This window comes from Acidovorax sp. sic0104 (assembly GCF_019219095.1).
GTDB lineage: Bacteria > Pseudomonadota > Gammaproteobacteria > Burkholderiales > Burkholderiaceae_C > Acidovorax.
On sequence record NZ_JAHUWH010000003.1, the window covers coordinates 181683 to 203347 of the forward strand.

A 21665-nucleotide genomic window follows, 5' to 3' on the forward strand; every position below is an offset into this window, starting at 1 on the left:
CCTGAGAGCACCACCCACTTGTTGGCCGGTATCCGGGCTGGCGGAAGAATCCCCCAAAGCCTTCCCAGGTGCTTGTTCAAGGCAGTCCAGTGGCTGTGCGTAAGGGGAGCGGGCAGCCGAGGTGGCGACCCATCCGTTGACCGTTGCGGGGGCAGCGCAGGCGCGGCACGTTCCTGTTCGGTGGTGCTTCCCTGCTTCCCGTTGAACTGCGGCATGCGAACCATGCTGCGAGCACCAACGGGGCGATTCTAGGGGCACGGTGCAGCCCTCGCGTCAGAAGTCATACCGGGCCGACAGCTCGAAGGTGCGCTGCGGCGCGATCAGCACCTGGCTGGTGGCCCGGCCTGCGAAGCTGGCGTAGAGCTTGTCGGTGAGGTTGCGCACACGGAAGGTCAGCAGCACCGGCTGGATGCGCCAGCTGGCAGCCATGTCGGCCGTGGTGTGGCCGTTGATGCGGATCTGGTTGGCGTTGTCGGTGTACATCTTGCCGGTGTGGTTGATGGACAGGAACAGATCGAGCGGCAGATCCTTGAACCGGTAGTTGGCGAACAGGTTCACGATGCGCTCGGGCACGTTGGGCGGCGTGTTGCCCACGCGCGATACGCCGCCCGCCTCGGTCAGCGTGTCGAAGCGCGCATCCAGCGCCGCCACGTTGCCCGACAGCGTGAGCTGCTTCGTCGCGCGCCAGGCAGCGGCCAACTCGACCCCGCGCGACGACTGCCGGCCGTTATTAATGGTGACGTTGGCGTTGTTCGGGTCGCGCGAGAGCACGTTGTCGAGCGCGATGTGATAGGCGGCCGCCGTCCATTCCACACCAGCGAGGCTCTGCTTGAAGCCCACCTCCCACTGCTGGCCCTTCGACTGTGGAAACGCCGCATTGCCCGCCGACAGCAGGAAGAGCGAGCCCACCGGAATGGTGGCGTTGGTGTACTGCGCGTAGACGGACGATGACGCGCTGAGGTCGAACACCGTGCCCAGCCGCGCGGAGTTGGACGAATACTGCGTGCCAAAGGCGCTGAACGTGCCCAGGTTGAGGTCGGCCACGCTGCGGTCCACATCCACGCGGTCGTGGCGCAGGCCGCCCACCAGCGTCCAGGCCGGGGTGAGCTTGAGCGAGTCTTCGGCAAACACCGAGGTGCTGCGCACGTCCGAGGTGAAGTTGGTGCGGTTGCCACCGCCCGCCATCAGCGCCGGGTCGTCGTTGTAGGTGCCCACGGCCGGGTCGAACAACGGCACGCGCAGGCTGGTAGCAGTGGCCGCCGAGCCGTTGGAAAAGCGCCGCGTGTTGTCGAAGTCGGTCTTGCTGATCTCGCCGCCCACCACGAACCTGTTCTCCAGGCCCGCCAGACGCCCTGCGTGCGCGGCATCCAGCCGGTTGGACAGGTAGCGCTGGTCGTGCGCGATGGTGGTCTGGTCGCGCGTGATGGACGCGGGGGCGGTGAACACCGCGCTCTCGGAATTGCGCCACAGGCGGTCGACCTGGTTGGCCGTGAGCTCGTTGCGCAGCATCCACTCGGGTGTCAGGCGGTGGGTGATGCGGGCGCGCAGCCAGTAGGCCTCGGACTGGTTCTTGTCGTCCAGGATGTTGTAGTTGTTGCGCGCGATGCGGCGGTCCACCACGCGGCCGTCGGGCGTGCTGACCACGCTGGTGGGCTCGGTGGACAGATTGCGGGGGATGAGCGGCGTGCCCCAGTAGGCGTGGCCTTCGTCGCGCGAATAGTCGAACGACACATCCAGCCGGGTGGCGCGCGCCAGCTCGAACGACACGCCGGTGGTCAGGTGCTCGAGCCTTTCGCTGTTGCGGTCGATGGTGCCCACGCGGGTGTCGTTGCGGCTGTAGTCGATGCGGTAGGCGCCCGTCTCGCCCACGGCGCCGCCCAGGCCCACCGCCGCCCGGGTGGAGCCGTAGCTGCCGTAGGACAGCAGGGCCTCGCGCCCGGTGTTGCCGCGGTCGGGCCGCTTGGTCTGGAAGTTGACGATGCCGCCGATGGCGCTGTCACCCTGCAGCACTGACGCCGGGCCCTTGAGCACCTCGATGCGCTCGTAATTCCAGGTGTCCTGCACCCGGTTGGTCACGCCCGCGCCGGACATGCGCATGCCGTCGTACAGGTACAGCACATTGGTGAAACCGCGCATCGACAGCGTGGTGGGTGCCGCAGGCGTGCCCCCGCCCGCCATGCCGGCCGCACCGCGCAGCGCCTCGCTCAAAGTGCGTGCGCCGCGCTCCTGGATCACGTCCTGCGAAAGGATCTCCACCGACGCGGGGGTTTCGCGCAGCGTGAGGCCCAGGCGCGATGCGCTGGTGCTCCGCTGGTCCAGCTGCAGGCTGTCGCGGTCCTGCCCGCCCACGATGCTGACCGCGGGCAACTCGCGGTCGGGCTCTGGCGTCTGTGCCCAACTGGCGTGCGTGGCAGCAGCCACCGCCAGCGCCACGGTGGTGCGGGTGAAGGGGGTCATGGAATGGTCCTCTCGGGTTTGTTGTTCGGTGTTGGATGGATGCGCTAGACGACGCGGTAGCGGCGCAGCCGCCAGAGCGCTACGCCCAGCAGAACAAGCGTGGGCAGCAGCAGCTGCAGCACGGCCCGCGCGGCCTGGGCCTGCACGGTGCCGGGCGCTTCGTCGCGCCATGCAAAGGCGGGGATGTGCGCGAAGTCCGCCTCGGTAATGGCCAGACCGCCGTCGATGCGGGGAAAGAAGAAGTCCTTCCACGCCTGGTGGTAGGCCGTGATCTGCGCCATGAACCAGGCGTTGCGGCTGTGCCCCGTGCCCGCCAGCGCGGTGATGCCCTCGTACGCCACGGCCGCAGGCGACACGGCGCTCCAGCGCGCCACCAGTGCCTGTTGCTGCGCCTGCTGCGCATCGAAGCGGTCCAGCTCGGGCTGCAGCGTGTCGTCCACCTGGCGCTGGATGCGGTAGTTGGCCATGGCCCGCCCGCTCATGGCCAGGCGGCCGTCCTTGGGCACCAGCACGTCGGGCTTGTCCACATGCTCGTAGTCGGTGGCCAGCAGTGCGGCGTTCTGCGACATGGCCTGCGCGGTGACCACGCGGGTGCGGGTGGCCAGCTCTGCGCGCGACGGCGCTGGGCTGATGTGCGTGACCGCGATGTTCAGCAGCACCGGCACCACCAGCACCAGTACCACCCAGCCGATGATGAGCACCATCGCATTGGTGGCCGAAGACCGGCCGAAGGCGTTGACCGCCACCACCGCGGTGAACCAGAAGAGCGCATACGCCCCCACCACCAGCGCCCACCACAGCGTGGCGCCGGGCATGGCCAGCGCATGCGGGCGGGCCACCAGCAGCACGGCCAGCGGCACCAGCACGGCGGCGCCCAGCAGCACCGCGGCGCGCACCGCGATCTTGCCGGCAATCAGCGTCGGCAAGGCCAGCGGCTGCGAGAGCAGCAGGCGCAGGGTGCCGTCTTCCTTCTCGCCGGACAGCAGGTTGTAGCTCAGCGCGAAGATCAGCAGCGGCAGCAGGTACACCACCACGAACGCCAGGTCGAAGTGCCCACTGAGCAGGTGCCAGGGGTTCTCGATGTCGTTGTTGTGCAGGAAGTTGACCTTGCTCTGGTGCGTGACCTTGAACTGCGACGGGAACAGGTCGGTCTGCCCCAGGGCCACCGGCGCCAGCGCGGCGCTGGGCATGACGGCGTAGTGCGCGCCCAGCCCGCCGGCCATGTTGGCGGGGTTGGCCGGGTTGCCGAACGGCGTGGGGGTTTCGGTGCCCGCCATGATGCGCTGGAGCTGCGCCAGTTGGCCAGCGCGCGCCTGCGCATCGGCCGCCACCAGGGCCGCCTGCGCGCTGTCGCGCTGCGTGGTCTGCAGCACGCCGTTGAAGAGCGCATAGCCGATGAGCAGCAGGAACAGGCCGCCCACCCACCAGAGGCTGCGCTCCTTGAGCAGCAGGCGCAGCTCCTGCCGGGCGACCATGCGAAATCGTTGGAACTGAAATGCTTGCACGGGGTTTTCCTTACAGCGCCCGCTGGCGCGCCACGGCAGCCCAGGCGAATGCGACGGCAAGCAGCAGGCTGACGCACAGCACCGCCAGGCTCGCACCGCTGCGGACCAGCGCCCAGCCCACGGAGGGCGCGTGGTATTCAAAAGCCGGCACGCGCGCCCACAGCGACGGGCTGGCCTGGTAGGCGAAGTGCTGGTGGCCCAGTGGGTCGGCGTGCTCCACCAGGTCCTGGCTCACGATGTCCTGGATGACGCGGCGGTGCCGCTCCGCAGCTGTGGTGAAGTCACGGTGGTGCACAAAGTCGGTGCCCGCCATGGCGGTGGAGAAGGTGCGGATGGCCAGCAGCGGCATCAGCAGGCCACCGACTTCCTGGACCGCCTGCTGGTTCTCCCAGGTGTCCCACAGCCGGCCGAAGTGGCGGTCGTACACGGCGTAGCTGGACTGATCGTCGAGCTTGAGCGCAATGCCCCATTTGTTCAGCGGTACATCGCGGCTCCAGCGCTCGGTGGTGCCAAAGGCCTGCATCCAGACCTTGTCGGAAGTCGCCTTGCGGTCGGCATCCAGCGCCTGGTTGAACTCGAGCCGCGTCGGGCTGGGGAACACGGCGCGCGACAGCTCGGACATCACGCGCGGCGCCACCACGGTGTTGGCGATCCACAGCGCCAGCAGCACGGTGATGGCCACGCGCGAGGTGCGCGATGCGGCCGACACCCCGAGCGTGATGAACACGAAGATCGCCAGGTACAGCGCATAGCCCAGCGCCAGGCCCGCAAAGCGCAGCAAGGCGTCGCCGCGCTCGCCACTGGCGGCCGACAAGGCCACCACCGCCGCCGCGATCAACGCGGCCGGCAGCAGCAGGCCCGCCAGGCCCAGGCCCAAAGCGGCCGCCTTGCCCCACAGCAGGCGCAGCGGCGGCACACCCAGGCTCAGCGTCTGGCGCAGGATGCCCTGCTCGCGCTCGCCCGCGAACGCGTTGAAGCCCAGCACCACCACCAGCAGGGGGCCCAGCACCTGCAGGATCCAGCCCACCGAGAGGTCGCCGAAGCGCTGCAGGCCGGTGGCGTCCTGCGCGGGGCGGAACTTCACCTCGCTTTGCCGGTGCGCCTGCAGCCACACGGTGCTGCCGATGTAGGGGTTGATGCCAGGGTCCAGCAGCGCCAGCGCCGCGTCGGGCTTGAAGGCGTGCATGCCCTGGTGCGCTGCATCGTGCGGGTGGCGTGCGCCCTGCTTGAGCCAGTCCTGGTAGTCGGAGTTCTGGGCCGCGGCCTGCTCAGCGCGTGCCTCCTTCTGGTGGCCCCAGCCCACCGCCAGCGCGGTGAACAGCAGCAGCATGACGATGCCGCCGGCCCAGTACAGCCGCCCGTCGCGCAGCCGCTCGCGCAGGTCCTTGAAGGCAATCAGCCAGATCATTGCCCCCCCCGCATGTGCCGCAGGTACAGGGCCTGCAGGTCGGTGTCGCTGATCTGCTGGCTGTCCAGGCTCTCGACCAGGCGCCCCCGCTTCATGATGCCGATGCGCGTGGCCGTCTGCTTGGCGTGGAACAGGTCGTGCGTGGTGGCCAGGATGGCCACGCCCGCGTCACTGGCGCGCTGCAGCAGCGTGGTGAACTCGGCCGCGGCATGCGGATCGAGCCCCGAGGTGGGCTCGTCCAGCAGCAGCGCCTTGGCGTCCTTGGCCAGTGCGACGGCGATCCAGATCTTCTGGCGCATGCCTTTGGAATACGCGGCCACCCGCTTGTCGGCCGCGCCAGCATCGAGCCCCACCTGAGCCATCAGCTCCAGCAAGCGCGTGCGCGGCGGCGGCTCGCCGAGAGCCAGCGCCGCGAAGTAGCGCAGGTTCTCCAGCCCGGTCAGCGTGCCGTACAGGTTCACCTGCTCGGGGATGAAGGCCAGGTACTGCTTGGTGGCCACAGGCTCGCGCGTCACGTCTACACCGTGGATCAGCGCCTGCCCTCCGTCGGGGTCGATGAAATTGAGGAACAGGTTGACGGTGGTCGTCTTGCCCGCGCCGTTGGCGCCCAGCAGGCAATAGATCTCGCCCGGCCGGATGTGCAGGTCGAGCGGGTGCAAGGCGGTGTAATCGCCGTAGCGTTTGGTCAGGCCGATGGCTTCGAGCACGGGGAGATCCTCCAGTCGGACACGGGAAACAGGCGGGTTTGCTGGGGCACACCGTTGCGCCGGCAAGCGACGGACAACGTTCTGTCAGCTCCAGATGAGTTTTTAATGATAATGCATTATCGATATCAAAAAGACGTGAATGCAGTTGCGCACCGATGGAAGCACCCGCCTCTCACGACGGGCTGCGGGGAATGCGTTCACCGATAATTCGCGCACTACCGCCGCACGCCACTCATCCTTTCCGATGGAACGATCCACCAAGCAACGCACAGCCATCCATGCCGCCATCGCGGACGCGCACCGCCCCCTGACGCCGCAGGAGGTGCTGGACAGTGCGCGAGAGAGCGTGCAGGGCCTGGGGCTGGCGACCGTCTATCGCAACATCAAGGCGCTGGTGGAAGATGGGTCGGTGCAGGTGGTCAACCTGCCGGGCGAGAGTCCTCGGTACGAGTCCTCCGCGCACGACCACCACCATCACTTTCAATGCACCGTGTGTTTGCGGGTGTTCGACGTGCACGAGTGCCCCGGCGATCTGCACAACCTGGCGCCCAAGGGGTTCACTGTGGAGCGGCACGAGCTGACGCTGTACGGACGGTGCGCGGACTGCGCGCCCGTGCCCGCGCGGGCGCGTGCCCCAAGCGGTAGGCAGTAGACGGCAGGCGGCAGGCGCGTATCGGGTTGCCGATCAGGACGCAAAAGGGCGAGCCGTGGCTCGCCTTATCTTCTGGCACCGCCGCAGCCCGTGAGGTTGCGCGGCGACCTGTGGCTACCCTCGCGTGAGCCGGTGCGGCACGTAGTGGTCGGCCTGGATGTCGGGCGTCACACCATGGGTGTAGACGTCGTCGGCGATGGGCAGGAACTGCGCGTCCCACGCGGCCCACTGCGTCTTCAGGCGCGCGAAGACCTCGGGCTCGAGGTCGCGCAGGTTGGCGCGTTCGCGCTCATCCGCAGCCACGTCGAACAGGAACTCGTTGTCGTTGACCTTGAGGTACTTCCAGTTGCCTTCGCGCACCGCGCGCTGGGCCTGCGCCTTGTAGCGCCAGTACAGCGTGCGCGGGTGCGCGGGCGCTGAACCCTCCAATACCGGCAGGATGTTCTCGCCATCGCTCGGGTAATCGGCATGCGGCGACACGCCAGCGGCCGCCAGCAGCGTGGGCAGCCAGTCCATCGATGCGGTGACCTGGTGCTGCACCTGCGGCGCGATGCGCGCAGGCCAGCGCAAGAGCGTGGGCACGCGCAGGCCGCCTTCGAGCAGCTCGGTCTTCTGGCCGGTGAAGGGCCAGGTCTTGGAGAAGCGCTCGCCGCCGTTGTCGCTGGTGAAGACGACGATGGTGTTGTCGCCCGCGCCCACATCATGGAGTGCCGCAAGCACCTGGCCCACGGCGGCATCGAGCGCCTCGACGATCTCGCCGTATTTGCGTAGGCTGCCGCCGTCGTAGTGGAACAGGCTCTTGATCTGGTGCGCCACGGCCTCGTCGCCCGGCCCCTCCCAGGGCCAGTGCGGCGCGGTGAAGTGCAGCGACAGGAAGAACGGCTTGCGCTCGTCGGCACCCTGCACTGCGCGGGCGTTGATGTACGCCGTGGCCTCGTCGGCCAGCACCTGGGTGTAGTAGCCGGCGCGCTCCACGGGCATCTCGTTCTCCCACAGGTCGCGCGCCACGTCGTCGCCCACGCCCGGCTTGTGGGTGAAGTAGTCGATGGCACCGTGCAGGTTGCCGAAGAAGCGGTCGTAGCCACTTTGCAGCGGCCCGTACTGCGGCGGCAGGCCCAGGTGCCACTTGCCGATGAGTGCCGTGTCGTAGCCCGCGGCTTTGAGCAGCGACGGCAGCGTGGGGTGCTCCGGCGGCAGGCCCAGGCCGGTGTCGCGCAAGGCGATGGGCTCTTCGAGCCCCGCGCGCAGCCGGTACTGGTAGCGGCCGGTGATGAGCGCGATGCGCGTGGCCGAACACACGGCCGAATTGGCGTAGGCCTGCGTGAAGCGCACGCCCTGCCCGGCCAGGCGGTCCAGGTGCGGCGTGGCGAAGTCCGTGGCGCCGTAGACGCCCAGGTCCGCCCAGCCCAGGTCGTCGGCCAGGATGAAAACGATGTTGGGAGCCTGGGCCACGGTCAATCCGCCCAGAACCCGGACGACTCGATCACCGGCCGCCATTTGGCGATCTCGGCCACGCGCAGTTGCTCCAGGGCTTGCGGCGTGCGCGGGTCCGGGTCGAGTGCGATCTCGTCGAGCCGTGCCTTGACCACCGGATCTGCCAGCGCCTTGTTGAGCGCACGGTTGAAAGCGGTGACGGTGGCTGCCGGCGTGCCGCTGCGCGCCCACAGGCTGTACCAGCCGCTGCCCACGGCCTTGGGGTAGCCGGACTCGGCGAAGGTGGGCACATCGGGCAGTTCGCGTGTGCGCTTCTCCGAGAAGGTGCCCAGGATGCGGATCTTGCCCTGCTTGTGCAGCGGCAGCAGCTCAGTGGTGGTCTGGATGGCCGAGCTGATCTGCCCGCCCGCCAGGTCCGACAGCATGGGCCCGCCGCCCTTGTAGGCGATGTGCACGATGTCGATCTGCGCCGCGCCGCCCAGCAGCAGTCCGAAGAAATGCGGCAGGCTGCCCGCCGCCGGGCTGCCGAAGTTGGCGCGGTCGGGGTGGGCCTTGAGCCAGGCCACGAACTCGGCCACGTTGCGCGCTGGGTGGTTGGCCGGCACGGCCAGCGCGAACTGGAAGTGCGCGAGCAGCCCCACTGGCGTGAAATCCTTGGCCGGGTCGTAGCCCGGCTTCTTGTAGACGATCTGCGACAGCACCGGCGTGATCAGCGGGGCGATCAGAAAAGTGCTGCCATCTGCAGGCGCCGACAGCAGCGCCTGCGCGGCGATCTGGCCGCCGGCGCCGGGCCGGTTGTCCACGATGATGTTGTGCTTGCCGCCCAGGTGCGCGGGAATGCGCTCGGCCAGCACGCGGGCCAGCAGGTCGATGCCGCCACCCGCGCCGAAGCCGACCAGGATGCGCGATGACTCGGGCACGGCCGTTGCCTGGGCCCAGGCCGCCGGGGCAGTGGCCACGCCGCAGGCCAGCGCGCACACGCTGGCCGCAGCGCGGCCCAGCAGCGTGCGCCGCTGGCGCGAAAACGCAGTCGACGATGGCGAAGTCCGTGTCTCGGTCATGGCTGCTTCCGGGTCAGAGCTTGGCGATGGAGACTTCGGTGGACTTCACCAGGGCCACCACATCGGAGCCCACGACCAGGGCCAGGTCGTCGACCGAGCGGGTGGTGATGACCGACGTGACGATGCCCCAGGGGGTTTCGACATCGACTTCGGAGACGACGTCGCCGCGAATGATCTCGCGCACTTTGCCCTTGAACTGGTTGCGGACGTTGATGGCTTGGATGGACATGGAAAGGCTCCTGGAAGATGGGGAAAAAATGGGCGGGTGCTGGGGCGGTTGGCACGTGTCGACAACGATCTGTCGCACCGGGCCACCTGCCGCGCACCCACAAACTAAACAACCAGAAGCAATGTAAATTAAGTTTCTTATACGAATAAATGGTCATTACTCATAAGCTTTGACTTAGATGTGTGGGGCATGAGTTGCAGCCGCCACGGCATAAGCACGTGCCCTGGGGGTGCACCGTTGCTCGGGCCGCACCACCCGATGGCCGCTGCACAACGCAGCCGCCCCGCCAGACCTTTCGATCTGGCGGGGCGAATGGAAGCGGCCGGTTCAGCCGGGGAAGTCGCCGATGTCTCAGGCGGGCTGCGGCAGGTAGCTCGGCCGCGTGGCCGTCATCGACAGCTTGACGTGCTGCGTGAGCTCATCGGCCAGCACTTCGTCCGCGCCTGCCGCCAGGCCGTCCAGCGCGCGCTGCACGATCTGCTCGGGGCTCGACTTGGGGACGTCGAAGCCGCGCGTCAGGTCGGTATCGACATAGGCCATGTGCAGGCCCAGCACCTGCGTCTTTTGCGCCGCCAGTTCGTGGCGCAGTGCGTTGGTCAGCGACCATGCGGCCGACTTGCTGGCCGAATACGCCGCCAGCTCGCCGCCGTTGACCCACGACGCCACCGACAGCACATTGAGCAGAGCCCCACCGCCATTGGCCGCGAGGATGGGCGCAAAGGCCTTGCTCACGCGCAGCACGGCAAAGAAGTTGGTGTCGAAGATGCGGCGGGCCACCTCTTCGCTGTCGGCGGCCATGAAGCCCCCAGGCTGGGCGATGCCGGCGTTGTTGATGACCAGCGTCACATCGTGCGCCTCAGCCGCTGCAGCGGCCACGTCGGCCGGGTTGTTGACATCCAGGCGCAGGGCCTGCACCCCCGGCTGGGGCGTAACGGTGGCGGGGTCGCGCGCACCGGCGTAGACCTTGCGTGCGCCGCGGGCGAGCAGCTCGCGGGCAAATGCCAGGCCGATGCCGCGGTTGGCACCGGTGATGAGGACGACAGCGTTTTCGATCTTCATGGAAATCTCCAGAGGGACAGGTGGAACGGATGGGAGGTTGGGTGGGGACTGACGGCGTGAGAAAAAGGATGTGCAGCGGCCTGCTGCTCACACCACCTGGATGACGACCTTGCCCTTGGCACGGCCCGATTCCACATACGCCAGGGCGTCGTTGGTGGCGCTGAACGGAAAGACTTTGTCGACCACCGGGCGGATGGCGCCCGCTTCGACAAGGCGCGTGATCTCCTGCAGCTGCGCGCCGTGCGCCCGCATGAAGAGGAACGAATAGCCCACGCCCAGCGCCTTGGCGCGGCGCCGGGTGCCGGCGCTCAGCAGGCGCATCACCAGCCGCACCAAACCGGGCGCTCTGAGCGTCTGGCCGAATGCCGGGTCGGGCGGGCCGGATATGGAAATCACCTGGCCTCCCGGCTTGAGCACGCGCAGCGACTTCGCCAGCGCCTTGCCGTCCTGGCTGTGCAGCACGACGTCGTAGTCGCGCAGCACCTCTTCGAAGTCCTGCGTCTTGTAGTCGATGACGACATCGGCGCCCAGGCTGTGGACCAGCGCCGCATTGCCTGCGCTGGCCGTGGTGGCGACGGTGGCGCCCAGGTGCTTGGCCAGCTGGATGGCAAAGGTGCCCACGCCGCCCGACCCGGCCTGGATGAAGACCTTCTGGTCTTTTCGCAACTGCGCCTTTTCCACCAGCGCCTGCCAGGCCGTGAGCCCCACCAGCGGGATCGATGCGGCCTCTTCCATCGTCAGGCCCCGGGGCTTGAGTGCCAGCGACGATGCCTTGACGGCGATCAGTTCTGCAAAGCTGCCGATGCGGAAATCGTCTGCCCGGGCGTAGACCTCGTCGCCCGGCTGGAACTGCTGCACGCGCGGCCCCACCCGCACCACCACGCCCGCCACGTCGTGCCCTAGCACCAGCGGCATGGCGTACGGCAGGATGAGCTTGAACTCGCCGCTGCGGATCTTGGCGTCGAGCAGGTTCACGCCGGCGGCATGCACCGCCACCAGCACCTCGTCGTCGCGCAGGTCCGGCGCGGGGACATCGGCGTGCCGCAGTGGGCCCTGCTTGGCGTAGCGGTCGAGGACAAAGGCTTTCATGGGGCTTCCTGGGTGAAGGGCGCAACGCAAGGCAGTGCAGATCGCAAGCAATTTCACATGATGATCGTCATATGTAAAGGCAAAAAAAAGCGCACCGCTGGGACAGTCAGCCGGGCGCGCCGGGCGGCGTGGCAGGCGCCGCGTCTGCAGCGTGCGTCGAATTCGTCAGCTGCGTCAGGTGCTTGAGCGCGGCCTCGAGCAGGCTGTCGGACAGCGCGGGCTCGTCCACCGCGCGGGCCAGCACCAGGGCGCCCACCATGGTGGCCATGGTGACCAGCGCCTGTTCATGAGCTGCGGGCTGCCCCCACTGCGGCGACTGGCGCGCGATGAGGTCGACCATTTCCTTGATGTGCCGGGTGGCCACGCGGCGCACCTCCGGCGCCTGGCGTGGGGTCTCCGAGCCCAGGGCGGCCAGCGGGCAGCCCCTCTCGACGCTCTCGACATGCTGGCGCGACAGGTAGGCCGAGAGCAAGGTGGCCAGCGCGTGGGGCGACGCTCCGCCTGCAGCACCGGCAGCCAGCGCCGTGGATTCGGCGCAGGCCTTGGCGGCTGCCTCGGCCAGCATGGCCTCGCGGGACTCGAAATGTGCGTAGAAGGCGCCGTGCGTGAGGCCCGCCTCTTTCATGATGTCCGCCACACCCGTGCCGTGGTAGCCCTGGCGGCGGATGGCCCGCGCGGCCACCGACACGATGCGTTCGTGCGTGGCCTCCTTGGCGGCGGACCTGGCATTGGGTGTTGAATTTCGCATGACGCATATCATACGAAATTTTCGTCAATCCCGCAACCCCGAGGCTTGGCCAGGCCAAGGGCGCCAGACGGTCCAATTCAGCAGTCCGGCCAGGCCCATGCACCGGTGCGTGCCCCAAAAGACTCAGGCCCTGTGAGAGGGCCTGGGGAGTGCGCGCCGGCGGGGCAACGCTGCGGGGTCCGCGTGCAGGCGCTACTCTTTTAGTAGCATACAGCGCTCATCCAGCAAGCGGTTGCGGCATATTTTTCTTGAAATACCTTACAACTTGGCGATGGACACCTCGGTCGATTTGACCAGCGCGACCACTTCGGAGCCGACGACCAGAGCCAGCTCGTCCACCGAGCGCGTGGTGATGACCGACGTGACGATGCCCCAGGGGGTTTCGACATCGACTTCGGAGACGACGTCGCCGCGAATGATCTCGCGCACTTTGCCCTTGAACTGGTTGCGGACGTTGATGGCTTGGATGGACATGGGGTTCTCCTGGATGGGGCCGTGGGGGAAAGAAAGGAATGACAGAAGACAGAAAAGAAAGCAGCGACAGGCAAGCAGGCGCCAGAAACGGCTACACCGCCCAGCGCAGACCATGCGCAGGCACGCCGGGCCACGGCGCTTCGTGCGCGGGCTCGCCCTCGGGCTTTTGCAGCACGCGGTCCAGGATGCGTTTTTCGATCGCCGCAAAGGCGGCGTCACCGTGCGACCGGGGACGCGGCAGGTCGATGCGCTGGTCCAGCGCGATCTGGCCGTCCTCGATCAGGATCACGCGGTCGGCGAGGGCCACGGCCTCCTGCACATCGTGGGTCACCAGCAGTGCGGTGAAGCCGCTGCTGCGCCACAGGCCTTCGATGAGGCGGTGCATCTCGATGCGGGTCAGCGCATCCAGCGCGCCCAAAGGTTCGTCGAGCAACAGCAGGCGCGGGTTGTGCACCAGCGCACGGGCCAGGGCCACGCGCTGGCGCTGGCCGCCGGACAGGCGCGCGGGCCACTCGGTCAAGCGGTCCCCCAGGCCCACGCGGGCCAGCACATCGGCGGCGGCGCCGCGCCGCGTGGGCGGCAGGCCCAGGGCCACGTTGTCGGCCACGCGCTTCCAGGGCAAGAGGCGGGAGTCCTGGAACATGATGCGGGTGTCGTCGCTCAGCCCGGCCACGTCCTTGCCATCGAGGCGGATCGCGCCGCCCGAGACGGATTCGAGCCCCGCCACCAGGCGCAGCAGCGTGCTCTTGCCGCAGCCGCTGCGGCCCACGATGGCCACGAACTGGCCAGGCTCGATCACGAGTTCGGTCTTCTTGAGCACGTCGCGCGGGCCATAGCGCTTGTCCACGCCGCGCACTTCCAGGCGCACGCCTTGCGCGGCGGGGGTGTTGGTCGTCTGGGTCATGGTGTCAGGCTCCGGTCTTGAACAGCGGCACGTCCAGCGCGTTCACGCGCTTGGGCAGCAGCTTTTCGGCAAAGAAGGCATCGGCGATGCGTTGTTGTTCGGTGAGCGCCGCGGGCACCACCGCCCGCACCTCGTAGCTGCGGCGGCTGTTGGCCAGCTCGATCACGCCCGCGTCCAGCCCCCACACGGGCGACAGCAGCGCGGCCGCGTCCTTGGGGCTTTGCTTGACCCACACGCCGGCTTTTTGCAGCTCGTTGAAGAACACGCGCAGCACGTCGGGCCGCGCCTGGGCAAACGGGGTACCGGCCAGGTAGTAGCGCTGGTAGGACGCCAGGTCGCGCCCGTCGGCCAGCACGCGCACGGCAGACTGCTTTTGCACGGCGGCCAGGAACGGGTCCCACACCACCCAGGCGTCGATGGCGCCGCGCTCGAAGGCGGCCCGGCCATCGGCGGGGGTCAGGTACGCAGGCTCGATGTCCTTGAACGACAGGCCCGACTTTTCCAGCGCAGCGATCAGCAGGAAATGCACGCCGGCGGCCTTGGCAAAACCGATCTTCTTGCCCTTGAGCTCGGCCACGGTCTTGATGGGCGAGTCGGCGCGCACCACGATGGCCTGGGCCGACGGCGATGGAGACTCCTGCGCCACGAAGGTGAGGTTGGCGCCCGCTGCCTGGGCGAACACCGGCACGGTGTCGGCCACGTCGGCACTCACATCGATGTTGCCCAGGTTCAGCGCTTCGAGCAGCGGCAGGCCGCTGGTGAACTCGTGCCACGTCACCTTGACGTTGAGCGGCGCGAGCAACTGCTCCAGCGTGCCGCGCGTGCGCAGGATGGTGGTGAGCGTGGATGACTTTTGCAAGCCGATACGCAGTGTTTGCAAGGTTTCAGGCTTGCCCTGCGCGGCGGCCAAACCGCTCGACAACGCGGCGATGGCACCCAGCACGGCGCGCCGGTGAAGGTTGAAAGAGGTGGTCATGGTGGTCCGCAATTCTTGGAATGAAGGGTCGGGCTGCAGTGCGCCTTACGGCGTCTGGTAGCCAGGATGCCAACGCAGCCAGTAGCGCTCCAGGCCCTTGGCGAACAGGTCGGCCAGCTTGCCCAGCAGCGCGTACAGCAGGATGCCGACCAGCACGATGTCGGTCTGCAGAAACTCCCGCGCATTCATCGTGAGGTAGCCGATGCCCGCCTGCGCGGAGATGGTCTCGGCCACGATCAGGATCACCCACATCAGGCCCAGCGAGAAGCGCAGGCCCACCAGGATGCTGGACAGCGCGCCGGGCAGGATGATCTGCTTGTACAGCTGCCAGCGGCCGAGACCATAGGTGCGCCCCATCTCGATCAGGCCCGGGTCCACGTTGCGGATGCCGTGGAAGGTGTTGAGGTAGATCGGGAAGAACACCGACACGCTGATGAGGAACAGCTTGGCCGATTCGTCGATGCCGAACCACAGGATCACCAGCGGAATCAGCGCCAGCGCGGGGATGTTGCGCACCATCTGGATGGTGGAGTCGAGCAAGGTCTCGAACACGCGCACCGAGCCGGTCAGCAGGCCCAGCAGCAGCCCCAGGCCGCCGCCGATGGCCAGGCCCGCCAGCGCGCGGCCGGCGCTCACCTTGACGTGGGTCCACAGCTCGCCCGACACGGTGAGCGTCCACGCGGCCTTGATGACTTCGAGCGGCGCCGGCAGCACGCGGGTGGACAGCCAGCCCTGCGACGAGGCGATCTGCCACAGCACGATGAGCCCCACGGGCACGGCCCAGGGCAGCAGGCGCTGCAGCAGGCCGGACAGGAATCGGGACAGCGCTGCGGGCAGCACGGGCTTGTCGATCGGGAGATCGACGGAGTCGGCCACGGGCGATACCTGCAGCTCGCGGACGGTCTGGGTTGGGGTCATGGGGTGGTTTCCTGTTCGTGATCGGGTTCCAGGAACTCCAGCTGGTTACCGGCTGGGTCCTTGACGTAAAAGCGCAGGTAGCCGGGCAGCGCGCGGTTTTCTACCAGCGGCAGGTCGGCCTGCAGCAGGCGGTGGCGCAGGGCCGGCAGGTCCTGCACTTCAAATGCCAGGTGCGACACCGCGGGCGCCGGCTGCCAGTGCTCGGTGGGCACCAGGTCGATGCGCTGGGTGCCCGCGGCAAAGCGCAGCGTGTTGCCCGCCTGCAGGCGCACCTCGGGCAGCCCGAGCAGGCTGGCATAAAAGCGCCGGATGGGCGCCTCGGCACCGGCCGGAAAAGCCAGTTGCACGTGGTTGATGGACTGGATGCTCATGGTGTGGCTCCTCGTCGGTGCGGTCAGCTTTGCGAGGCGCGTGGCACGAAGTCGTTGGCCACGGTTTCGCCGAACGGGCCCAGCGGGTTGCCGCCGGTGAGCTTCTCGCGCACGCCCACGGGCAGCAGCGGGAACACCAGCTCGGCAAAGCGGTAGGCCTCTTCCAGGTGCGGATAGCCCGAGAGCACGAAGTGGTCGAGGCCCAGGCTCGCGTATTCCGTGATGCGCGCGGCCACCGTCTCGGGGTCGCCCACCAAGGCGGTGCCCGCGCCACCGCGCACCAGGCCCACGCCGGCCCACAGGTTGGGGCTGATCTCCAGGTCTGCGCGGCTGCGCTTCACGCCCCCGGCATGCAGCGCGGCCATGCGGCGCTGGCCTTCGGAGTCCATGCGCGCAAAGACCGACTGCGCGCGCGCCACGGTTTCGTCGTCCACATGGCTGATGAGCGCTTCGGCTGCGGCCCAGGCCTGCGCCTCGGTCTCGCGCACGATGACGTGCAGGCGGATGCCGAAGCTGACGGTGCGGCCGTGCCTGGCCGCACGGGCTCGCACGTCGGCCACCTTCTTGGCGACCTCGGCCGGGGGCTCGCCCCAGGTCAGATACGTTTCCACCTGCTCGGCCGCAAGGTCGTGCGCAGCGTCGGACGAGCCGCCGAAGTACACCGGCGGGTGCGGCGTCTGCAGCGGAGGGAACAAGAGCTTGGCGCCCTTGACGGACAGGTGCTTGCCCTCGTAATCGAAGGTCTCGCCCCGATGGCTGCGCGCCAGGATCTCACGCCAGATGCGGATGAACTCGGCCGACTGCTCGTAGCGCGTGGCGTGGTCCAGGAACACGCCGTCGCCCTCCAGCTCGGCGCGGTCGCCGCCGGTCACCAGGTTGATGAGCAGGCGCCCGCCTGACAGACGATCGAACGTGGCGGCCATGCGCGCGGCCAGCGCGGGCTGGTGCAGCCCTGGGCGTACCGCCACCAGGAACTTGAGCTTCTTGGTGACCGCCAGCAGGCTCGATGCGATCACCCACGGGTCTTCGCAGGAACGGCCGGTGGGAATGAGCACGCCTTCGTAGCCCAGGCTGTCGGCGGCCACTGCGACCTGCTGCAGGTACTCGATGCTCAGATGGCGCGCACCCTTGGCCGTGCCAAGGTAGCGGCTGTCGCCGTGTGTAGGGATGAACCAGTAGATCTTCATATCGTCGCGTGCCTTGAACGTGTGCCGTCGGGGAGTCAATAGGAGAAGGCCAGGCCGTAGCCCGCCAGCGAAAAGCCGAAACGCAATGGACAGGCCCGCATACCCCCAGCCGCCACATCGGCACGCACACCGGCATGCACACGGTTGCGCGTGCGGACCGGCCTGCGCGCCGGCGCCTTCAGGCGCCAGGCGTTGGCCGTGGTACGCAGCACACGGCGTGCTGCATCGTGGACAGGGTTTGCGGAAGCGGTGGGCATGTCAGGGCTCCTTGAAAATCGGTGTGAAGCGAAAAGCACCGCCGGGTCACGTCGCTCGCTATGGGCGAGGCCGAGGCCAGTGCACCCGTGGATCTGGCTCTGCCAGGCCACCGGGTGCGTCCCCCTCCCGAAGGAGAGGGGGAAGACGCGAAGCGGCTCAGGGGGTGCCTACCTCCCTACCACGGCGACCGCGCCACATCGCGCACCTGGATGCGCTTGGGGATGAGCTTCAGATCGAAGAAGGTGTCGGCGATCTTTTGCTGTTCCGCAAGGATGGAAGGTGTGACGGGCCCGGTGCCGTATTCGGAGCGGGCAGTGGACAGATCGAGCACCGGCTTGGGAATGCCGAACAACGGCGCCAGCTCTGCGGCCAGCAGATCGCGGTTGAGCTTGGCCCAGATATCGATCTTGTTGAGTTCTTCGATGGCGATGCGCAGCACCTCGGTGTTCTTGTCGGCGTACTGCAGCGACGAGAAGAAATACGCGCGGTTTCCGACCACGCCCGTCGCGTCCGCGAGCACGCGGGCATCCAGCGTTTTTTCAGCCGCCGCAGCAAACGGGTCCCAGATGACCCAGGCATCGATGGAGCCCTTCTCGAAAGCGGCACGCGCATCGGCCGGGGGCAGGAAAACCACATTCACGTCAGCGTACTTGAGGCCGTGCTTTTCCAGCAGCTTGACCAGGAAGTAGTGCACGTTGCTGCCCTTGTTGAGCGCCACTTTCTTGCCTTTGAGGTCTGCCACCGTCTTGATGGGCGAGCCCTTGGGCAGCAGCACGCTCTCGGCCTTGGGGCGGGGCACGGTGGCGGCCACGTAGGCCAGCGGGGCACCTGCGGCCTGAGCAAAGATGGGCGGCGCTTCACCCACGTCGCCGAAGTCGATGGAGCCCACGTTCAACGCTTCAAGCTGCACTGGGCCGGCGGTGAACTCGGTCCACTTGATGGAGACACCGAGCGGCGCCAGGCGCTTCTCCAGCGTGCCGCGGCCCTTGAGCAGACTCAGGAAACCTTTCTGGTGGCCGATGCGGAATTCACGCGCCGGGCTTTGCGCCAACGCGCCGAAAGCCGGCAGCGCCACAGCGCTGGCCGCACCCTGGACGAGGCGGCGGCGGGACAGTGAGATCGAAGTCGTCATGGTGTTCTTCTGGGGGAATGAATGCGTGAAAGGCAGCGGTGCATCAGTGCTGCGCATTGAGCACGACGGCCTCGTTCACCTTGATGGCCTTGGGGATCAGCTTCAGCTCGAAGAACGTGTCGGCGATCTTTTGCTGGTCGGCCGCGACATCGGGCGTGATGGGCTTGACGTTGAATTCATAGCGCTGCAGCGCCAGCTCGACCACGTCCAACGGCAGGCCCTGCAGCGGCGCGATGAGTTCTGCGGCCTGGCGCAGGTTCTTCTTGAGCCAGATGCCCTCCGCCACGGAGTCCTCGAACAGTGCCCCGATGACCTTGGGGTTCTTCTTGACGAAGTCGCGCGCGCCCAGGTAGTACTGGTAGTTGTTGACCACGCCGCCCACACCGTCGGCGAGCACGCGGGCCCCAGTGGCTTTCTCGGCGGCGGCCTGGAACGGGTCCCAGATCACCCAGGCGTCCACGTTCTTGCTCTCGAACGCGGCGCGGCCGTCCGCGGGGGCCAGGTACACCGGCGTGATGTCAGTGAACTTGAGACCGTTCTTTTCAAGCTGCTTGACCAGCAGGTAGTGCACGTTGCTGCCCTTGTTGAGCGCGACCTTCTTGCCCTTGAGGTCGGCCACCGACTTGATGGGCGAGTCCTTGGTGACCAGGATGGCTTCGGCGCGCGGTGCCGCAGGGTCATAACCGAAGTACACGAACTTGGCCCCCGCCGCCTGGCCGAAGATGGGAGGCGCCTCGCCCACATAGCCCACGTCAACGGCGCCCACGTTCAGGCCTTCGAGCAGTTGGGGACCTGCAGGGAACTCCACCCACTTCACACTGAAACCCAGGGGCGCGAGTTTTTTCTCCAGCGAGCCGGTGGCCTTCTGCAGCACGAAGAGGCTGGCCGACTTCTGGTAGCCGATGCGCAGCTCGCCTTTGCCTTTGCTCTGGGCATGCACCGGTTGCGCCAGCAGGAAGGCTGCGATCAGCACAAAAGCCGTGAAGACCACGAAGCCGATGAACATGTTGCGCAGGGCGGAGAGCCAGCTCGCTGTGGGGGCGGTGCGGCCCTCCTGTGCGCCATCGCGTGTCAGTGTGCTCATGGTGAATGTCCTTTGAAAAACAAAAAAGTGGCGTCTGAACCGGGCAGTGCTCCGCCCTGCCTGCCGCTGCGCGCGGAAGGCCCATCGAGAAAAATGAGGAAAAGGGATGAGGGGGCCCGCCCTGCCCTGCACTGTCGCCGCGCCATGCAGGCAGCGCAGCGCAGCGAAACGGGGGGGCGGTGCCCGTCAGACGCTACATCGCACCTGCGAGAAATGCACCGGCGCAAACCGCGTGGCCTGGGCGGGCGAGGGGCGCAGGGTTTCCGTGACCAGCACATTCACGGCGTCGTCCAGCCGCGACGCGATGTCTTCGTTCACGTGGTAGGCGCCTTCGGGCGTCAGCGTGACCTGGGCGTCGGTGGCGTAGATGCCGGGCAGGATGCTCTTGGCACCCAGCGACTGCAGCACGGGGCGCAGCGCATAGTCCAGCGCCAGCATGTGGTGCGGGCTGCCTCCCGTGGCCAGCGGCAGCACGATCTTGCCCTTGAGCGCCGTCTGCGGCAGCAGGTCCAGAAAGACCTTGAGCACGCCGCTGTAGGCGGCCTTGTAGACGGGCGTGGCCACCACCAGCACACTGGCCTGGGCGACCTGGTCGACAGCGCCCACCACGGTGGGGTGGCCGAAGTCGGCCAACAGCAGCGCCTGGGGCGACAGGTCGCGGATGTGAATGCGGTCCACCAGCGCGCCGCGCACCGACAGGCGCTGGGCCACGGCGTCCAGCAGGGCGGCGGAGCGGGAACGCTCGGAGGGGCTGCCGGCGATGAGAAGAGCGGACATAAGAGGGGATTCCAGAGGGCGCGGTCAGACCAGCGCCACCCTGGATCCGGCTCTGCCGGTCCAGCGGTGGCGCCCCTTGAGGGGAGGCGGCCGAAGGCCGCTTCGGGGTGAGCCTATTTTTTGGTGTAGATCTGATCGAAGCTGGCGTTGTCGGCAAAGTGCTCCTTGGCCGCCTTGTCCCAGCCACCGAACGCGTCGTTGATGGTGAACAGGTTCAGTTTGGGAAACTGCTTGGCGTACTTGGCCTTGGCCTTGTCCGACACGGCCGGACGGTAGAAATGCTTGCCGGCGATGTCCTGGCCTTCTTCGGTGTACAGGTACTGCAGGTAAGCCTCGGCCACGGCACGCGTGCCCTTCTTGTCCACGTTCTTGTCCACCACCGTCACGGCGGGCTCGGCCAGGATGGAGATCAAGGGCGCGATCACGTCGAACTTGGTGCCGAATTCCTTCTCCAGCAGGTAGGCCTCGTTCTCCCAGGCGATCAGCACGTCGCCCTGGTTGCGCTGGGCAAACGTGATGGTCGAGCCACGTGCGCCGGTGTCCAGCACGGGCACGTTGCCGTACAGCTTCGCCACGAAGTCCTTGGCCTTGGCATCGCTGCCGCCGTTCTTTCGCTTGGCGTACTCCCAGGCGGCCAGGTAGTTCCAGCGGGCGCCGCCCGAAGTCTTGGGGTTGGGCGTGATCACGCTGATGCCGGGCTTGACGAGGTCGTCCCAGTCCTTGATGCCCTTGGGGTTGCCCTGGCGCACCACCAGCACGATGGTCGAGGTGTAGGGCGAGCTGTTATGGGGCAGGCGCTTTTGCCAGTCCTTGGGGATCCAGCCGCCGTTGGTATGCAGCGCGTCGGTGTCGCCGGCCAGTGCCAAGGTGGCCACGTCGGCGTCCAGCCCGTCGATGATGGAGCGCGCCTGCTTGCCCGAGCCGCCGTGGCTTTGCTTGACGGTCACATCCTGGCCGGTCTTGGCTTTCCAGTGCTTGGCGAATGCCTGGTTGAAATCCACATACAGCTCGCGCGTCGGGTCGTACGAGACATTGAGCAGCGTCACGGACTGCGCAAACGACGGCAATGCCGTCAGGGCCAAACTGCCCACCAGGGCGGCGGCAAAGGGAAACTTGATAAAGTCGCGGCGAAAGTTCATTGGAGGGCCTCTTTTTTGGAATGCAGGACGGTGCAAATCACCGATGAAGCGCATTCTGAAATCCCCTCTACAAAACTGGAACTACTGAGATTTCAG

Annotated in this window: 22 protein-coding genes and 1 riboswitch; of the genes, 1 reads left to right on the forward strand and 21 read right to left on the reverse strand. The window is 67.4% G+C overall.

From position 1 onward, the window contains the following. Positions 1-5 precede the first annotated feature (5 nt). A riboswitch (cobalamin riboswitch) is annotated at positions 6-254 on the reverse strand. A 19-nt stretch (positions 255-273) separates the two neighbouring features. The 4 genes from KW835_RS07285 to KW835_RS07300 are packed head-to-tail and all read right to left on the reverse strand — an operon-like array spanning position 274 to position 6077. Continuing rightward, the gene (locus KW835_RS07285) at positions 274-2457 is read right to left on the reverse strand and encodes a TonB-dependent siderophore receptor (protein WP_218381690.1); all 2184 of its coding nucleotides are present in this window, start codon (positions 2455-2457) and stop codon (positions 274-276) included. Between the two features lie 44 nt (positions 2458-2501). Continuing rightward, positions 2502-3962, reverse strand: coding sequence for an ABC transporter permease subunit (locus KW835_RS07290; RefSeq protein ID WP_218381691.1), 1461 nt, complete (start codon positions 3960-3962; stop codon positions 2502-2504). Positions 3963-3972: 10 nt separating this feature from the next. Beyond that, entirely contained in the window at positions 3973-5370 is a 1398-nt protein-coding gene (locus KW835_RS07295; RefSeq protein WP_218381692.1) for a DUF3526 domain-containing protein, read from the reverse strand. Next, positions 5367-6077, reverse strand: coding sequence for an ABC transporter ATP-binding protein (locus KW835_RS07300; protein WP_218381693.1), 711 nt, complete (start codon positions 6075-6077; stop codon positions 5367-5369). Before KW835_RS07300 ends, KW835_RS07295 begins: the two co-directional genes overlap by 4 nt. 244 nt (positions 6078-6321) lie before the next feature. Here KW835_RS07300 and KW835_RS07305 point away from each other — a divergent pair, with 244 nt between their 5' ends. Next, entirely contained in the window at positions 6322-6729 is a 408-nt protein-coding gene (locus KW835_RS07305) for a Fur family transcriptional regulator (RefSeq protein ID WP_218381694.1), read from the forward strand. Between the two features lie 114 nt (positions 6730-6843). On the opposite strand, the gene KW835_RS07310 is transcribed toward KW835_RS07305, so the two are convergent. From KW835_RS07310 to KW835_RS07390, 17 genes are all read right to left on the reverse strand, one after another. Next, positions 6844-8226: a sulfatase gene (locus tag KW835_RS07310; protein WP_218381695.1), complete on the reverse strand. Its 1383-nt coding sequence runs from the start codon at positions 8224-8226 to the stop codon at positions 6844-6846. Then, complete coding sequence (locus tag KW835_RS07315; protein ID WP_218381696.1) at positions 8184-9224, reverse strand: Bug family tripartite tricarboxylate transporter substrate binding protein; 1041 nt, start codon at positions 9222-9224, stop codon at positions 8184-8186. Before KW835_RS07315 ends, KW835_RS07310 begins: the two co-directional genes overlap by 43 nt. A 13-nt stretch (positions 9225-9237) precedes the next feature. Further along, positions 9238-9453 (reverse strand): molybdopterin-binding protein, encoded by a 216-nt coding sequence (locus KW835_RS07320; RefSeq protein WP_056168199.1) that lies wholly within the window; start codon positions 9451-9453, stop codon positions 9238-9240. A 351-nt stretch (positions 9454-9804) separates the two neighbouring features. After that, on the reverse strand, positions 9805-10512 hold the full coding sequence (locus KW835_RS07325; RefSeq protein ID WP_218381697.1) for an SDR family oxidoreductase: 708 nt from the start codon (positions 10510-10512) through the stop codon (positions 9805-9807). Between the two features lie 87 nt (positions 10513-10599). Then, positions 10600-11601, reverse strand: a complete 1002-nt coding sequence (locus KW835_RS07330) for an NADP-dependent oxidoreductase (protein WP_218381698.1) — start codon at positions 11599-11601, stop codon at positions 10600-10602. 106 nt (positions 11602-11707) lie between these two features. After that, positions 11708-12361: a TetR/AcrR family transcriptional regulator gene (locus KW835_RS07335; protein ID WP_218381699.1), complete on the reverse strand. Its 654-nt coding sequence runs from the start codon at positions 12359-12361 to the stop codon at positions 11708-11710. A gap of 246 nt (positions 12362-12607) precedes the next feature. Continuing rightward, positions 12608-12823 (reverse strand): molybdopterin-binding protein, encoded by a 216-nt coding sequence (locus tag KW835_RS07340; RefSeq protein ID WP_218381700.1) that lies wholly within the window; start codon positions 12821-12823, stop codon positions 12608-12610. Positions 12824-12914: 91 nt separating this feature from the next. Beyond that, complete coding sequence (locus KW835_RS07345) at positions 12915-13727, reverse strand: ATP-binding cassette domain-containing protein (protein WP_218381701.1); 813 nt, start codon at positions 13725-13727, stop codon at positions 12915-12917. 4 nt (positions 13728-13731) lie between these two features. After that, positions 13732-14703 carry an aliphatic sulfonate ABC transporter substrate-binding protein gene (locus tag KW835_RS07350; protein WP_218381702.1) on the reverse strand — a complete coding sequence of 324 codons (972 nt, stop codon included), beginning with the start codon at positions 14701-14703 and terminating at the stop codon, positions 13732-13734. Positions 14704-14748: 45 nt separating this feature from the next. Further along, positions 14749-15621 carry an aliphatic sulfonate ABC transporter permease SsuC gene (gene ssuC, locus KW835_RS07355; RefSeq protein ID WP_218381703.1) on the reverse strand — a complete coding sequence of 291 codons (873 nt, stop codon included), beginning with the start codon at positions 15619-15621 and terminating at the stop codon, positions 14749-14751. Continuing rightward, positions 15618-15992 carry a VOC family protein gene (locus KW835_RS07360; protein WP_218381704.1) on the reverse strand — a complete coding sequence of 125 codons (375 nt, stop codon included), beginning with the start codon at positions 15990-15992 and terminating at the stop codon, positions 15618-15620. The genes ssuC and KW835_RS07360 overlap by 4 nt, the downstream gene beginning before the upstream one ends. Before the next feature lie 23 nt (positions 15993-16015). Further along, on the reverse strand, positions 16016-17179 hold the full coding sequence (gene ssuD / locus KW835_RS07365) for an FMNH2-dependent alkanesulfonate monooxygenase (protein ID WP_218381705.1): 1164 nt from the start codon (positions 17177-17179) through the stop codon (positions 16016-16018). Positions 17180-17214: 35 nt separating this feature from the next. Next, a complete protein-coding gene (locus KW835_RS07370) occupies positions 17215-17436 on the reverse strand; it encodes a hypothetical protein (protein WP_218381706.1) in 222 nt (73 codons plus the stop codon). Between the two features lie 176 nt (positions 17437-17612). Next, positions 17613-18569 (reverse strand): sulfonate ABC transporter substrate-binding protein, encoded by a 957-nt coding sequence (locus KW835_RS07375; protein WP_218381707.1) that lies wholly within the window; start codon positions 18567-18569, stop codon positions 17613-17615. Between the two features lie 43 nt (positions 18570-18612). Beyond that, positions 18613-19575 (reverse strand): sulfonate ABC transporter substrate-binding protein, encoded by a 963-nt coding sequence (locus tag KW835_RS07380; protein WP_218381865.1) that lies wholly within the window; start codon positions 19573-19575, stop codon positions 18613-18615. A gap of 264 nt (positions 19576-19839) precedes the next feature. Continuing rightward, on the reverse strand, positions 19840-20430 hold the full coding sequence (gene ssuE / locus KW835_RS07385; RefSeq protein ID WP_218381708.1) for an NADPH-dependent FMN reductase: 591 nt from the start codon (positions 20428-20430) through the stop codon (positions 19840-19842). 113 nt (positions 20431-20543) lie between these two features. After that, positions 20544-21569, reverse strand: coding sequence for a sulfate ABC transporter substrate-binding protein (locus tag KW835_RS07390; RefSeq protein ID WP_218381709.1), 1026 nt, complete (start codon positions 21567-21569; stop codon positions 20544-20546). Positions 21570-21665 lie beyond the last annotated feature (96 nt).

Bases quoted from the DNA above. Each gene is read 5' to 3' on its own strand.
- KW835_RS07375 (WP_218381707.1), bottom strand. From the start codon at position 18,569: ATGACGACTTCGATCTCACTGTCCCGCCGCCGCCTCGTCCAGGGTGCG.
- ssuC (WP_218381703.1), bottom strand. From the start codon at position 15,621: ATGACCCCAACCCAGACCGTCCGCGAGCTGCAGGTATCGCCCGTGGCC.
- KW835_RS07305 (WP_218381694.1), top strand. From the start codon at position 6,322: ATGGAACGATCCACCAAGCAACGCACAGCCATCCATGCCGCCATCGCG.
- ssuE (WP_218381708.1), bottom strand. From the start codon at position 20,430: ATGTCCGCTCTTCTCATCGCCGGCAGCCCCTCCGAGCGTTCCCGCTCC.
- KW835_RS07390 (WP_218381709.1), bottom strand. From the start codon at position 21,569: ATGAACTTTCGCCGCGACTTTATCAAGTTTCCCTTTGCCGCCGCCCTG.
- KW835_RS07350 (WP_218381702.1), bottom strand. From the start codon at position 14,703: ATGACCACCTCTTTCAACCTTCACCGGCGCGCCGTGCTGGGTGCCATC.
- KW835_RS07310 (WP_218381695.1), bottom strand. From the start codon at position 8,226: ATGGCGGCCGGTGATCGAGTCGTCCGGGTTCTGGGCGGATTGACCGTG.
- KW835_RS07380 (WP_218381865.1), bottom strand. From the start codon at position 19,575: ATGTTCATCGGCTTCGTGGTCTTCACGGCTTTTGTGCTGATCGCAGCC.
- KW835_RS07335 (WP_218381699.1), bottom strand. From the start codon at position 12,361: ATGATATGCGTCATGCGAAATTCAACACCCAATGCCAGGTCCGCCGCC.
- KW835_RS07285 (WP_218381690.1), bottom strand. From the start codon at position 2,457: ATGACCCCCTTCACCCGCACCACCGTGGCGCTGGCGGTGGCTGCTGCC.
- KW835_RS07340 (WP_218381700.1), bottom strand. From the start codon at position 12,823: ATGTCCATCCAAGCCATCAACGTCCGCAACCAGTTCAAGGGCAAAGTG.
- ssuD (WP_218381705.1), bottom strand. From the start codon at position 17,179: ATGAAGATCTACTGGTTCATCCCTACACACGGCGACAGCCGCTACCTT.
- KW835_RS07295 (WP_218381692.1), bottom strand. From the start codon at position 5,370: ATGATCTGGCTGATTGCCTTCAAGGACCTGCGCGAGCGGCTGCGCGAC.
- KW835_RS07345 (WP_218381701.1), bottom strand. From the start codon at position 13,727: ATGACCCAGACGACCAACACCCCCGCCGCGCAAGGCGTGCGCCTGGAA.
- KW835_RS07360 (WP_218381704.1), bottom strand. From the start codon at position 15,992: ATGAGCATCCAGTCCATCAACCACGTGCAACTGGCTTTTCCGGCCGGT.
- KW835_RS07370 (WP_218381706.1), bottom strand. From the start codon at position 17,436: ATGCCCACCGCTTCCGCAAACCCTGTCCACGATGCAGCACGCCGTGTG.
- KW835_RS07315 (WP_218381696.1), bottom strand. From the start codon at position 9,224: ATGACCGAGACACGGACTTCGCCATCGTCGACTGCGTTTTCGCGCCAG.
- KW835_RS07320 (WP_056168199.1), bottom strand. From the start codon at position 9,453: ATGTCCATCCAAGCCATCAACGTCCGCAACCAGTTCAAGGGCAAAGTG.
- KW835_RS07330 (WP_218381698.1), bottom strand. From the start codon at position 11,601: ATGAAAGCCTTTGTCCTCGACCGCTACGCCAAGCAGGGCCCACTGCGG.
- KW835_RS07325 (WP_218381697.1), bottom strand. From the start codon at position 10,512: ATGAAGATCGAAAACGCTGTCGTCCTCATCACCGGTGCCAACCGCGGC.